Annotated in this window: 13 protein-coding genes; 4 read left to right on the forward strand and 9 right to left on the reverse strand. The window is 66.6% G+C overall.

Going from position 1 to position 13,554, the window contains the following annotated elements; translation table 11 throughout:
* Positions 1-229: 229 nt before the first annotated feature.
* Positions 230-1,147 (reverse strand): hypothetical protein, encoded by a 918-nt coding sequence (locus AC3QL3_RS21185; protein ID WP_492896101.1) that lies wholly within the window; start codon positions 1,145-1,147, stop codon positions 230-232.
* A 377-nt stretch (positions 1,148-1,524) separates the two neighbouring features.
* Positions 1,525-2,409: a 5'-nucleotidase, lipoprotein e(P4) family gene (locus AC3QL3_RS21190; protein WP_492896102.1), complete on the reverse strand. Its 885-nt coding sequence runs from the start codon at positions 2,407-2,409 to the stop codon at positions 1,525-1,527.
* Between the two features lie 222 nt (positions 2,410-2,631).
* Here AC3QL3_RS21190 and AC3QL3_RS21195 point away from each other — a divergent pair, with 222 nt between their 5' ends.
* A complete protein-coding gene (locus AC3QL3_RS21195) occupies positions 2,632-3,642 on the forward strand; it encodes an AI-2E family transporter (RefSeq protein ID WP_492896103.1) in 1,011 nt (336 codons plus the stop codon).
* A gap of 6 nt (positions 3,643-3,648) precedes the next feature.
* Here the strand turns inward: AC3QL3_RS21195 and rhtA are convergent, their stop codons facing one another.
* The 3 genes from rhtA to AC3QL3_RS21210 form a co-directional block, all read right to left on the reverse strand.
* Positions 3,649-4,533 (reverse strand): threonine/homoserine exporter RhtA, encoded by an 885-nt coding sequence (gene rhtA, locus AC3QL3_RS21200; protein WP_492896104.1) that lies wholly within the window; start codon positions 4,531-4,533, stop codon positions 3,649-3,651.
* Between the two features lie 124 nt (positions 4,534-4,657).
* The gene (locus AC3QL3_RS21205) at positions 4,658-6,637 is read right to left on the reverse strand and encodes a UvrD-helicase domain-containing protein (RefSeq protein ID WP_492896105.1); all 1,980 of its coding nucleotides are present in this window, start codon (positions 6,635-6,637) and stop codon (positions 4,658-4,660) included.
* A 103-nt stretch (positions 6,638-6,740) separates the two neighbouring features.
* A complete protein-coding gene (locus tag AC3QL3_RS21210; protein WP_492896106.1) occupies positions 6,741-7,595 on the reverse strand; it encodes an NAD-dependent protein deacetylase in 855 nt (284 codons plus the stop codon).
* 140 nt (positions 7,596-7,735) lie between these two features.
* Here AC3QL3_RS21210 and AC3QL3_RS21215 point away from each other — a divergent pair, with 140 nt between their 5' ends.
* From AC3QL3_RS21215 to AC3QL3_RS21225, 3 genes are all read left to right on the forward strand, one after another.
* Positions 7,736-8,458 (forward strand): SEL1-like repeat protein, encoded by a 723-nt coding sequence (locus AC3QL3_RS21215; protein WP_492896107.1) that lies wholly within the window; start codon positions 7,736-7,738, stop codon positions 8,456-8,458.
* A gap of 76 nt (positions 8,459-8,534) precedes the next feature.
* Positions 8,535-9,191, forward strand: a complete 657-nt coding sequence (locus AC3QL3_RS21220) for a thymidine kinase (protein WP_492896108.1) — start codon at positions 8,535-8,537, stop codon at positions 9,189-9,191.
* Positions 9,188-9,949 (forward strand): hypothetical protein, encoded by a 762-nt coding sequence (locus tag AC3QL3_RS21225; RefSeq protein ID WP_492896109.1) that lies wholly within the window; start codon positions 9,188-9,190, stop codon positions 9,947-9,949. Before AC3QL3_RS21220 ends, AC3QL3_RS21225 begins: the two co-directional genes overlap by 4 nt.
* Positions 9,950-10,188: 239 nt before the next feature.
* Here the strand turns inward: AC3QL3_RS21225 and mutM are convergent, their stop codons facing one another.
* From mutM to AC3QL3_RS21245, 4 genes are all read right to left on the reverse strand, one after another.
* Positions 10,189-11,001, reverse strand: coding sequence for a bifunctional DNA-formamidopyrimidine glycosylase/DNA-(apurinic or apyrimidinic site) lyase (gene mutM, locus AC3QL3_RS21230; protein WP_492896110.1), 813 nt, complete (start codon positions 10,999-11,001; stop codon positions 10,189-10,191).
* Positions 11,002-11,102: 101 nt separating this feature from the next.
* On the reverse strand, positions 11,103-11,615 hold the full coding sequence (locus AC3QL3_RS21235; protein ID WP_492896111.1) for a DUF4340 domain-containing protein: 513 nt from the start codon (positions 11,613-11,615) through the stop codon (positions 11,103-11,105).
* Between the two features lie 5 nt (positions 11,616-11,620).
* Positions 11,621-12,103: a hypothetical protein gene (locus tag AC3QL3_RS21240; RefSeq protein ID WP_492896112.1), complete on the reverse strand. Its 483-nt coding sequence runs from the start codon at positions 12,101-12,103 to the stop codon at positions 11,621-11,623.
* Between the two features lie 75 nt (positions 12,104-12,178).
* A complete protein-coding gene (locus tag AC3QL3_RS21245) occupies positions 12,179-13,540 on the reverse strand; it encodes a GldG family protein (protein ID WP_492896113.1) in 1,362 nt (453 codons plus the stop codon).
* Between the last annotated feature and the right edge of the window lie 14 nt (positions 13,541-13,554).

The following is a 13,554-nucleotide window of genomic DNA, read 5'->3' on the forward strand; positions in this document are numbered from 1 at the left end:
CGGGCGCGGCGGCCAGGTGCATGGCGTTCGTCCCGCAGACGACCGCGGGCTCTTAGGCGTGCGCTTTCTCAGTTTGGTACAGGCGCAAGACCGCGCAGAGCACGCCGACCGTGCCGCGATAGACGCGCAGACGGCCGGCGCGTGCGCGCAGTTCGATGAACTGCGCGCCGTCACGAGGAGAGATAGAAACCGCCGTCGACGTTGACGCGACGATCTCTACGCGAGGGGATCAGCCCTTTGCCGGCGCCTCGGGCGCGGCGGCGGCAGCCGGCGCCACGGCGGCGGGGGCCTTGCCTTCGCCCTTCTCCAGCGCGTGCTTGCCGTACCAGCGGCCGTCAAGATTGACCATCTCGGTCTCGCCGGTCAGCGGCGTGTCGAACAGCGTGTAGCTGATCTTGACCTTGGCGGTCTTGCCGTCGTTGGAGATCACTTCGGATTTGACCGAATCGAGCGTCTGGTCGATCGACAGGCCGTACACCGCGAGCGCTTCCTTCACGCCCTGCAGGCCGGTACGCGCCTTCTCCATCGACTGATCGTAGGTCAGCGCGCGCGCTTCGTCGGCGCTCTTGAGGTTGAGCGCGCGTGCGGTCTTGGTCACCACGGCGAGCACTTTCTTGACCGCGTCCGGATCGGTGAAGCGCGTCTTCTGCACCCAAGCACCGGCTGCGGTGATCGCCGCCAACGCCTGCTGCTTCTCCGCTTCGGACATGTCCTTGTTCTGCTGCACCAGGCCCTGCAACCAGCCGCTGCCCATCGAGACGTACATCGGAATCTGCTGCTGGTACTGCGCGTCGAACGCCTTCAGCTGCGGCTCGAGTTCGGCGTACAGCTTGGTTTCCGCGTCCGGCTCGGTCAGCTTGCCCATGGTGTCGGCGAACTTCTTGCGGTCCTCGTCGCTGACCGGCTCCGCGTCCTTGCCCCAATCGGCTTTCGCCTTGGCGAAATCGGCCGGCGGCAGCGCGTGCTGCATGAGTCCGGCAATGTCGTTCTGCTTGAGCAGCGCCACGGACTTCTGGATCGCTCCGTCCGGGCCTTCGGCTTGAACGGCCGGCGCCGCGGCCGGCGCGGCGGTTTCGGCCTGCTTCTGCTCGCAGGCGGAGACGAAAACGATCAACGACGCCGCGAGTGCGGCGCGGGCCATGGGCATGCGCATCGGAATTCCCCGGTTCAGAGGTTAGGAAGGGGCGGCACTTTAACAGCGCCCCAAGACGGCAGCCACTGCGAATGCGTGAAATCGCCAGCAGAGCAAGCATCTACTGACCGCCAGCAAGAATTTGCGCGCAGACCTCATTCGATCCGCTGCCGCCTCTCCGATCAAAAAATCGCCCAACAAAAAACCCGGCAAGCAAGCTTGTCCGGGTTAATCCGGCAGGGCCGGAGGGGGAACTGGTCGTCGTTATCTGGGAGACGGTTATCGGGGCGCTGTGGTCGTCTTCACCGAATTCTGATGGTCAATATACTTAAGAGATATAGCTAATGCAATACTTTAATTGTTAAGCAGCATGCTATTGATATTTATGACACTTATTTTTGAAGCGCGTCCATCTTTGCGCGCCGCCGCGCGTCCGGCGCTTGCGACCATTCGTTGTTGAACAAGGCCGGCTCCCACGAGCCATAGGTCGGATTGGGCAGCACGAACCAGCGTTCGCCGATCCAATCCGCATACGGCTCAACCGCGGCGCGACGGCCTTCGGGCGTATTGGCGACCACGTCGACGAAATCGCCGATCTGATCGCCGAGCTGCATCAGCACGCGATACTTGCGGCCGACCAGCTGGCGCCGACAGCCCTTCTCGGTGCCGTTCTGTTCGCAGCCTTCGACCACCGTTCCGAGACCCAGAAAGGCCGTTTCGCTGGAAACCGGGAAGCCGGCCTCGCGCAAGTTCTCCAAGGTCGCCGTATTCAAGTCCTGCGCGCGGTTGGACAGATAGAACACCGTCACGCCGCGCTTGTCGGCCAGCTTGGCGAATTCGAGCGCGCCCGGCAGCGCCTTGGCCGCCTTTTCCTGGCACCAGGCCGCCCAGGTCGCCTCGTTGAATTCGCCGCCGCTCTGGATCAAGCGCGCCTGATAAGGCGAGTTGTCCAGCACGGTTTCGTCGATGTCGAGAATCACCGCCGGTTTTGCGCCTTTGGGAATACGCGTGCGATCGCCCTTGGCCAGCGCATCCCATTTCGAATTCTTCAGCGCGACGGCGAGCTTTTCGCCGGCCTGACGGAATACCTCACGAAAGATCAGATCGTGTTCGACCGCGGTCTGCGTCCACACGACCGCGTTGAGATTGTCGTTGGCGGCCGGACCGGCCGGCACCGGCGGCGGCGTGGTGGCAGACGTCCGGCGCGAATGGGGCGCGCCGGCGCAGCCGGCCAAGAGTGCGGCGGCCAGCAGCAGGGAAATCGAAAGCTTCGACATGCGAACTCCGAAGGGTTGGAGGAAAAGGACGATAGACCAGGCACTCCCCGCCGTTCGCGAACGCGTACACGTTCGCGACGTCGGCAGCGGCCGACGCCGGAGCGAACGTTCGATCGCCCCCGGCGGGATTGGATTTGCAACGGTCAGCGCATACGATCGAGCAAGTTTATGACAAGCCGTCAGGCGCACCGTCGCGGCTGCCGACCTCCCACAGGGACGCTTATGGAATCGCCGTTCGGCCAGCGCCTGCGCCTCACGAGTTACGCGCTCACCGCGCTGGCGCTGTTTCTGATCCTGTATCTGCACCTGTTGCCGGCGCTGCTCGCCGGTCTTTTGGTGTACGCGCTGGTCAATGCGCTGGCGCCATTGCTGCAACGGCACCTGCCCGGGGCGCGCGCGCATTGGCTCATCGTCGCGCTGCTCAGCGTGGTCGTGGTCGGCTTGCTGACCTTGGGCACTCTCGGCGCAGTCAGCTTCCTGCGCAGCGAGCTCGGCAATCCGAGCGCGGTGTTCGAACGGCTGATGCCGCTGCTCGAACGCGCCCGCACGCAATTGCCGCAGGTGGTGGTCGACCACCTGCCCGACAGCATCGACGACTTCCGCACCGTCGCGATCGAATGGCTGCGCGAACACGCCGCCCAGCTGCAGCTTGCGGGCAAGACCTTCGCGCGCGTGATCGTGCACCTTTTGATCGGCATGATCCTCGGCGCGATGATCGCGCTCTACAACGCGCGCCCGAACGGCCGCGGCGGACCGCTGGCGCAGACCTTGGCCGAGCGCTGCGGCAACCTGGTCGACTCGTTCCACGACATCGTCTTCGCGCAGGTGAAGATTTCCGCGCTGAATACGTTGTTCACCGGCATCTTTCTGCTGCTCATCCTGCCGCTGTTCGGGGTGCACTTGCCGCTGGCGAAAACGCTGGTCGTGGCGACCTTCGTCGCCGGACTCCTGCCGGTGATCGGCAACCTGATCTCCAACACGCTGATCTTCGTGGTCGGCATGTCGGTCTCGCTCGGCGTCGCGGTGGCCGCGCTGGTGTTCTTGATCGTCATCCACAAGCTCGAGTACTTCCTCAACGCGCGCATCGTCGGCACGCAGATCCGCGCGCGCGCGTGGGAACTGTTGATCGCGATGCTGCTGATGGAATCGGCTTTCGGCGCGCCCGGCCTGATCGCGGCGCCGATCTACTACGCCTATCTCAAGCGCGAGCTGGCGGCGGCGAAGCTGATCTGAAGCCGCTCAGCCCGCCGGAGCCGCCGCTTCCGCCGACCGGCGCAAGCTGAGCGCGCTGCCTGCCGCCGCCGCGACGATCGCCGCGATCGCCAGCCATTGCAGCGGGCTCAAATGCTCGCTCAGGAATGCGACGCCGGCAGCCGCGGCGATCGCCGGCTCCAGACTGAGCAAGGTGCTGAAGGTGCGCGCAGGCAAGTTGGTCAGCGCGATCATCTCCAAGGTGTAGGGCAGCGCCGAACTCAGCACGGCGACGCCGAGCGCGAACGGCAGGAGGTCGGGCGATAGCAAGGCGAAGCCGGCGTGCGCCACACCGACCGGCACCGCGAGCAAGGCGCCGATCGAGGTGCCGAGCGTGACCGCATCGGCGCCGTACGCGGCTCCGGCCTTGCGGCCGAGCACGATGTACAACACCCAGCCGACGCCGGCGGCCAATGCATACGCCACGCCGAGCGGATCGAGCCCATGCATCTCTTCGCGCAGCGGCAGCAGCAGCAACAGGCCCGCGATCACCAGCGCGATCCAGACGAAGTCGATCGCGCGGCGCGAACTGAACACCGCCAGCGCCAGCGGGCCGGTGAACTCCAGCGCGACCGCGATACCGAGCGGAATCGTGCGCAGGGAAAGATAGAACAGGAGATTCATCGCGCCGATCGCGAGCCCATAGCCCCACAGCGCACGCCGATCTTCGCGCGTATGCACGTTGCGCCAAGGCCGACGCCAGGCCAGCAGGATCAGCGCCGCCAGGCCCAATCGATAGGCGGTCGCCCCTTCCGCGCCGACCGCCGGAAACAAATGCTTGGCGATGGCCGCGCCGCATTGGTAGGACAGCATGCCGATCAACAACGCGACGATGGCGAGCGCGATGCGCGCGAAATGCGAACGGGGGGACATGGAGGATGCCGCGAAAGGAGTCTGCCGATGATCGGCGCAGACTCGCGCGAATGCTACCGGGCGGCGTGTCCGCCACCATGCTCTGCTGACAACCACCGTCAGCAGAGCACGGCGAGCACGCGCTTCAGTCGGCCAGCAAGCTGGCCAGTCGCGCGATGTGCGAGGACGCCAGCTCCTGCCGGTGCGCCGCATCTTGTTCGCTGTCGCGGCCGGACCAGTGCAGATCCTCTGCCGGCAGTTCGCGCAGGAACCGGCTCGGTTCGTTGACGAGGATCTCGCCGAAGCGGCGCTTGCGTTTGGCGTAGCTCAAGGAGAGCTGTTCCTTCGCGCGCGTGATGCCGACGTACATCAAGCGCCGCTCTTCCTCGACCCGTCCTTCGGCAAGACTGCCTTCGTGCGGCAGCGTGCCGTCTTCGAGTCCGACCAGGAAGACGAAACGGAATTCCAGCCCTTTGGCCGAATGCAGGGTCATCAGCCGCGCCGCGTTGCCGGGATCGTCGCGGTCGCCGTGGCTGAGCAGGGCGAGCTGCGCGGCGAGATCGCCGGCGGCGCCGTCCTTCTGCATCGCGCGGAACCATTCGGCCAGTTCCTTCAGGTTCTCCAACCGCCGCTCGCGCAAGGCCGGCTCCTTGACCTGAGCGGCGATGTGCTCGGCGTAGCCGATGCGGCGGATCAGTTCCTCGACCAGATCGGCGGCGGCGACGCGCTCGGCGCGTGAAGCCAGCTCGTGGATCAAGCCGGCGAAGCCGGCCAGGGAGGACGCCGAACGCGCCGCGAGCTGACCGAGCACGGCGTCGCTGTGCGCGGCGCGCAGCAGCGAGGTGTGCCGCACGCCGGCGAGTTCGCCGAGCTTTTCCAGGGTCGTGGCGCCGATGTCGCGCCGCGGCAGGTTGACCACGCGCAGGAACGCCGCGTCGTCGTCGGGATTGTTGATCAGGCGCAGATAGGCGAGCAGATCCTTGACCTCGGCGCGATCGAGGAAGGCGGTGCCGCCGGTCACGTGATACGGCACGCGCGCCAGACGCAGTGCCTTCTCCAGCGCACGCGATTGATGATTGCCGCGATAGAGCACGGCGAATTCGTGCCACGGCGCCTTGTGCTTCTCGGCCAAGTGCGCGATCGCGCCGGCGACGCATTCCGCTTCGTGCTCGTCGTCGCGGCATTCGAGCACGCGGATCGGCGCGCCCTCGGCTTCCTGGCTCCAAAGTTTCTTCTCGAACACGTGCGCGTTGTGCGCGATGACCGCGTTCGCCGCCCGCAGGATGCGCCGGCCGCAGCGATAGTTCTGCTCCAGCTTGACCACTTTGAGCTGCGGATAGTCGCGCGAGAGCTCGGCCAGATTCTCCGGATTGGCGCCGCGCCAAGCGTAGATGCTCTGGTCGTCGTCGCCGACCGCGGTGAACATGCCGCGCTCGCCGGCCAGCACTTTCACCAGCCGGTATTGCGCGCTGTTGGTGTCTTGGTACTCGTCGACGAGCAGATAACGCAGGCGCTCGCGCCAGGCCGTGCGCGCGTCGCTGTCGGCTTCCAGCACCGCCAGCGGCAGGCGGATCAGATCGTCGAAATCGACCGCGTTGAACGCACCGAGGCGGCGCTGGTACGCGGCGTAGAGATCGGCCGCTTCGCGTTCGCGCGGACTCGCCGCGGCCGCCGCCGCCTGTTCCGGCGTCAAGCCTTCGTTCTTCGCACGCGACAGCAGCGACTGCAAGGCGTACAGCACGTCCGGCTTGGCGTTCTTGGGCGCCAGCTCCTTGACCAGGCTTTGCGTATCGTCAGCGTCGAGCACCGAAAAGCCGCGGCGCAGGTTCGCGCGCGCGTGTTCGAGCTGCAGGAACTTCAGGCCGAGCGCATGGAAGGTGCAGACCGTCAGCCCTTCCGCCGCGCTGCCGGAAACGAGCTTGCCGACGCGCTCGCGCATCTCACGCGCAGCTTTGTTGGTGAAGGTGATCGCGGCGATCTTCGCCGCGGAAAGATTCTTGCGCCGGATCAGATGCGCGATTTTCTCGGTGATCACGCGCGTCTTGCCCGAACCCGCGCCGGCGAGCACGAGCAAGGGCCCGTCGCAGTAGTCGACGGCGGCGCGTTGTTGCGGGTTGAGACTCATCGAACCTGCGGGGCGCGGAAACGAAAGAGAACGATTTAACCACGAAGGACACGACCAGCACGAAAGAAAAATGGAGAGGCGCTTTCTTCCTGCCCTTCCCCGCTCATGCGCCGGCTTCTGCGTCCTCGCGAGGACTGCGAATCGCGGCTGCCAGAGCCTCGGCGCAATCGCGCTCGATCTTCAGCGCCAAGAGATCGTCGGCGCGCGTGCGGCCGAGATTGATCGCTGCGACCGGCTTGCCTTGGCGTGCAGCCTCGCGCGCGAAGCGGTAGCCGGAGAACACCATCAAGGACGAGCCGACCACAAGCATCGCATCGCTGGCGGCGAGGTGCGCCTGCGCACGCTCGACGCGTTCGCGCGGCACGTTCTCGCCGAAGAACACGACGTCGGGCTTGAGCAGACCGCCGCAGTCGGCGCAGGCCGGCACTTCGAACGCAGCGAAGTCGAGGCCGTCGAGATCGGCGTCACCGTCCGGCGCGTCGCTCGCTTCGAGCGCGATCCAATTCGGATTGCGCCGTTCGAGTTCGCGCTGGAACTGCTCGCGCGGAAGGCGCCGCTCACAACCGAGGCAGCACACCTCGTCGAGGCGTCCGTGCAGATCGATGACACGGCGGCTGCCGGCGGCCTGGTGCAGACCGTCGACGTTCTGCGTCAACAGAACTTCGATGCGCCCTTCTGCTTCGAGCTGCGCCAACGCGGCGTGCGTGCCGTTCGGCCGCGCACGGCCGAAGCGGCGCCAGCCGACCAGACTGCGCGCCCAGTAGCGCGAGCGCGTCGTCGAGTCGCCGACGAAGGCCTGGTAGGTCACCGGCGGCGGCCGCTTCCAACCGCCCTCCAGGTCGCGATAGTCCGGAATGCCCGACGCGGTGCTGCAGCCGGCGCCGGTCAAGACGAACAGGCGCCGATGGCGCGCGAGAAAATCGCGCAAGGGAGTCGGTTCGGCCTCAGCGGTTCGCATCGGAAGGAGTTCTCGCCACGATCTCGTTCAGGTGCGGCTGCGGGACGCCGATTCAATCGCCGTTTCGGCCTTGAAATACGAGTAGCTCGGTAGTATGAAACGTTTCGTCGATCCGTATCGGCAAGGAGGAGGAGCCTCCGATGAATTCGCTACGTTATCTACTTGCGCTGGCTCTGCTGGTTGCTGGCGTCGCGACAGCCGCGGAAACAGCCGCGCAGAATGAGTACAAGCAGGACGATCCTTTCATCATCAGCAGCGAAGCGTTTCAACGCGCCCACCCGGACGTGCGCTGGCGCAACCTCGGCGCCACCAAGTACGACCAGAAGCGTTACAAGGAAGCGGCCGATCATTTCCGCGATGCGGCGAGTTACGCCGACAAGCCCTCCCAAGCAATGCTCGCACTGATGCTGTGGAACGGCGATGGGATCGCGGCCGATCGTGTGCAAGCCTACGCTTGGATGGACGTAGCGGCCGAGCGCGGCTACAAGACCTTCATCGCCACGCGGCAGAAATTCTGGAACGGATTGAGCGAGAACGAGCGTCCTCGCGCGCTGGAGCTCAGCAAGGAGCTGTATGCGGAGTACGGCGACGAGCGCGCCAAGAAACGGCTCAATCTCGAAATGACGCGGCAGAAGATCAAGGTGATCGGCAGCCACTTGGGTCGAGCCCAAGGCTCGCTGGTGCGGTTGCCCGGTCCGGACGGGAGGTTTCGTAGTATTTCCTCTACCCAGTTCTATAGCCCGCGCTACTGGAACCCGTCGTTGTATTGGTCCTGGCAGGATCAAATCTGGGAACAGCCACAAGGCCAGGTCGAAGTCGGTCCCGTGCAGTCGACGGACGAAACGCCGAAAGACAAGCACTGAGCAGCCGCCATCCGCGATCGCCCCGGCGCGATCGCGTCTCAGGCTAGGATAGCGGCCCGTTTGAGGCCGCTCCGCGATGGCGAAACTGCATTTCTATTATTCGGCGATGAACGCCGGCAAGACCACGACGCTGCTGCAGAGCGCGTACAACTACCGCGAACGCGGCCTGCGCCCGCTGATCCTGACGCCGCAGCTGGATACGCGAGCTGGTGTGGGAATCGTCGCTTCGCGCATCGGCCTGCGCTCACCGGCGCAGCGTTTCGCGCGCCATGAAGATTTGCGCGTGCTGGTCGAGGCCGATCTCGCCGCTCACGGCAAACTCGATTGCGTCCTCGTCGACGAGGCGCAATTTCTGTCCAAGACGCAGGTGTGGCAGCTCGGCGATATCGTCGACGTGCTCGGCATTCCGGTGCTCGCTTACGGCCTGCGCACGGATTTTCGCGGAGAGCCGTTTGAAGGGAGCCAGTATCTTCTAGCCTGGGCCGACAGCCTGATCGAGATCAAGACGATCTGCCACACGGGCAAGAAGGCGACGATGGTCGTGCGCGTCGACGAGCACGGCCGCGCCGTCACCGACGGTCCGCAAGTGGAGATCGGCGGCAACGACCGCTACGTCTCGGTCAGCCGCGCCGAGTTCAAGAAGATCATGGCCGGCGAGAGCACGGTCGAACTGCAACAAGCCGTGCTGCCGCTCGACGCAGGGCCGGCGGAGACTTCCAAGGAGCCGCGATGAGCGAAATGAGTTGGCCGCGGCCGCAATGGCGCGACAGCGGCGAGGAAGCGTTTCTGCTCTGGTTCGTGTTCGGCGATTTCGGTGCCGACCTCACCATCGACGCCGAGCGCTACCGCACGCGCGGCACGCCCGCCGGCATCGAGATCGTCCGCTACGTCAATCGCGAACTGGCGAAATGGGACGGCTATCCGCTCGCCGGCACGCTGGGGCGGCTGTTGTGGAGCGAGGACGCGCGCTTGTTCGAACAGGCCAAGCGCGCCGGCGAATGCGTCATGCTGCGCGGCGCGATCGCCGACACGGCCGATCTGGATGCGCTGCGCGATCTGCTCGGTACGATCACCGCGTTGACCGATCGCGGCGGCATCGCCGTGGTCGATCCGCAGACCTTGTCGATGTACGACGCCGCCGACTGGCGCCGCCGTTTTTTCGCCGTCGACGCGTTCAGCGCGCGCGAGCACGTGCTGATCCTGTGCGACGAGGACACACGTAACACGGGCCGCTTGCACGTACATACGCGCGGCTTGCGCAAATTCGCGCGCCCGGACGTCAGCGTGCGCAACGTGCCGGCCGAGGCGGCCGATCTGGCCGGCCAGCTGGCCGATCGCTTCGTCGCCTTCCAAGCCGCCGGCGGCGTGGTCGACGACGGGCATGTCGTCGATCTCGACGGCGCACCCGAGAGCATCACGGTGCAACGTGCCGGCACTCTGGGCGATCCCGAGTTCAACAACCGCCATCTCGCCTTGCGCTGGCCCGACTGACACCCGCCCGACAAAAAGGGGACGCGCGCGCCGTAGCGCGCGCGCCCCCGTTCCCTCCCCGCTGCTTGCGGGCACATCCGGTGCCCGCCTAGTTCCGATACGTGAAACGGCGCGGAAAAAGGACATCGGGTGACGAAAAAGTGCCCTGAACGCCACCCAGACCGGTTCGTGGCGAAGTTCGGCCCGATCATCGAGCCGGCGCATCGTCGGTGACCGAGTGGTCTGGCGGGTTACGGCGGCTAGCGTTGGCAGCGTGGGCAGAAGAAGGTCGAGCGCTGGCCGAGCACGATCGCGCGGATCGGCGTGCCGCAGACTTTGCAGGGCTCGCCGGCGCGACCGTAGGCGAACAATTCCTGCTCGAAATAGCCGGGCGTGCCGTCGGGGCTGATGAAGTCGCGCAAGGTGGTGCCGCCGCGACGAATCGCGTATGCGAGGATGCGTTTGACCTCGTCGGCGAGACGCGCGTAGCGCTCGCGCGAGACCGAACCGGCAGCGCGCTTGGGATGGATGCCGGCGGCGAACAGCGCTTCGCTGGCGTAGATGTTGCCGACACCGACCACGATCGCCTGGTCCATCAGGAACAGCTTGACCGCCGCCTTGCGCCCGCGCGAACGCGCCCACAAGAGATCGCCGTCGAACTCGTCGGACAAAGGCTCCGGACCGAGGCCGGCAAGCAAAGGATGCGTCTCGCCGCGCGGCTGCCACAGCTGGCTGCCGAAACGGCGCGGATCGGTGAAGCGCAGCAATTGGCCCGAATCGAGCTTCCAATCGACGTGGTCGTGCGCGCCGACCGGCGTCGCCGCCGGCAGCACGCGCAGGCTGCCGGACATGCCCAGATGCAACAGAGCGCTGCCGGGTTCGGTATGCACCAACAGATACTTCGCGCGCCGCTCCAGCTCGAGGATGCGCTGCCCGGGCAGGTTCCGGAGTAGTGCCGCCGGCAACGGCCAGCGCAGCCGCGGTTGGCGTACGTCGAGTGCGACCACGGTGCGGCCGAGCAGATGCGGCGCCAGGCCGCGGCGCGTGGTTTCGACCTCGGGAAGTTCGGGCACGTTCGCTCTCGCTGACGACTCCGCTCAGATGGCGGTGTAGCGGCACGATGCAAGACAGGCCGCGCGATGGCAACGGCTCGGACGAAGATCGCCGTCGGCCGCTAAGGCGAAGCCGACGGCGGCACCGCGACTTCGTTCTCCGGCGCTGCGAACAACCGCGCGCTGAAACGATCGGGCACCAGCGCGATCGCGCCGCCGACCTCGACGTAGCGATCGCCGTTGATCGCATCGGTGCCGCCGAACTTCAGCAGCGTGTCGTCGAGCTGCAAGGTCGCCAGCGGCGGGTCCAGGCCGAGCTTCTTCGGATCGAAGGCGTCGGCCGCACGGCGGTCGCGGATCGATGCGGTCGCGATCGCGAGCAATTTACCGACCGCTTCGGCATCGGCGGCGCGCGCGTACGGTTCGAGCATGCGCCAGCCGTCGCCGGTCTTTTCGAAGCGGCGTGGCGTGCAGCCCGCGCAAGCGACCGCAACAGTGCGAACCAGCGCCGGATCGATCCGCGTCAACGGCTCGGCGATCAAGCTGCGCTCGTGGCGCACCTGCGCCCACACCGCCGCACCGAGCAGTGCGGCCAGGACGAAAAGCAACAGCGGCATGCGGGTGCGGCGGCGCATGCGACTCAGCGCTCGCGCTTCTTGTGCGGCTTCTTCGGCGGCGTCTTCTCCGCGACTTCGCCGATCAGCGTGCAGCGAAGCAGGATCGGTTTGCGCAGCGCGGCGCCGAGGCCGTCTTCGAAGAACATGCAATCGAGAATGTTGTCGGGCAGCGTCTTGCGCGCGGAAAAGACATTGATGGTTACGCGCGGCTCGGCCCGCGCGATCTGCGCCAGCTGGGCCGGGTCGAACACCGGCGGAACGACGCGCACGCGGCCGGGCTTGGCCAGCTCTTTTTCGATACTGCCGAGCACAATCTGGCCGTCCGCGGCGGCGCCGCTGCGGCTCGCATCGGCCTTCGGTTCGCCGACGAAGGCGATCGACACGCCGATCGCTTCGCCTGTGGTCTTGAGCTTGGCGGCGGCCTGTTTGGACGTACGCACGACGATGTCGATCGAGGCACCGCGCACGCCGGCGGTTTTATCGGCGGACGCCGACGCATCGCCCACTGCGAACGCGAGCGCCAACACAGCAAGCTGGATGAGCCTGGGCTTGATCGCCGTATCCTCCCCGCCGCGCCTACGCTACCGCCGCCGGCGCCATGCGATCAACGCGCCGCTGCCGGCCAGCAGCAACGGCAGCGCGATCAGGAAGGCCAGCGCGAGCGTGGTCAGTTGTGCGGGAGTGAACGCCAAGGCGCGATCGGGCGCGCGGCGCTCGACGATTGCAACCTGCGCATCGTCGCCCAGGAGCCAGTCGAACACGCGCTGGCCGAGCTCGCGATTGCCGCCGTTGCCGAGGAAGCTGTTGGAGAGGAAATCGCCGTCGCCGATCACCACGGCGCGTTGCTCGCGCCGATCCGGTCGCGGCGAGACGCGCGTCAGTGCGAAGCCGAGATCGAGCGGGCCGGCGATTTCGCCGGCGGCGCTGTCCTGACGGATCGTGTCGACCGCCGCGCCCGCCTTCGGAATCGCGCCGGTTTCGTTCCACGACTGCGCGCTCGAGCGCAGGATCGGCTGCACGTCCCAGCGCGCCTCAGCCAGACGCGCCAGCGCCGCCGGCTGCGGAAACAGCGTGGTCAACGCGAAGTCGCGCGTGATCGCGTGCGGCGGATATTGCGTGAGCGCGACGAAGCTCGGATCGCCGACGCCGAACGCCTGCCCGCTGCCGTCGACCAGGGTGCCCGGCAGCACGCGCAGGCCGAGTGCCAGCGCGAGCGCATCCAGGCCGCCGCCCGCTGCGCCGGCCGGCTCGTCCGGCTCGGCCAACCACAACAAGGCGCCGCCGCGATCGACGTAGTCGACCAGTTCGCTCGCGACCGCCGCCGGCAGCGCGACCTGCGGATCGGCAACCACCACAAGATCGGTGTTCTCCGGCACCTTGCCCAGATTCGCCAGCGGCAGCGGCACCGCGCGCAGACCGCGCTCGCTCAGCGCGGCGACGAACTGGCCGAGATCGGCGTTCGCCTTGCCGAGCGGTTGCCGCTCGCCCTCGCCTTCGAGGAAGGCGACGACGCGCGTGCGTGCACGCGACAGGCGCAGCAGTGCGTTGGAGAACTCCGCTTCGCCCAAAACCTTCAAGCGTTCGCTGTGGTCCTTGTAGCGCAGCTCCATTTCGCCGTCGACGTTGACGCCGGCCGCGCGCATTGCGCCGGGGTCCTCGTCCGGATCGACGAAGCGCAGGCTGAGATCCGGTTTGACGCGACGGTAGCGTTCGACGAAGTCAGCGATGATCGCGCGCAAGCCGCCCTGACGCCGCGCGTAGCTGACGACTTCGACCGGCGCATCGAGCGAATCGAGCAGCGCCGCCGACGCCTCGCCGAGGCTGGCGTTGCGCTCGCGGCTCCAGTCGGCCACCGCCGCATAGCGCGTACTCAAGAAAGCGAGCGCGGCCGCAACCGCGAACAAGAGCGCCGCATAGATGAAGTTACCGAAACGTTCGCGCATGGCGGCGGCCGGTC

The organism is Dokdonella sp. GW821-FHT11D02, assembly GCF_058808595.1.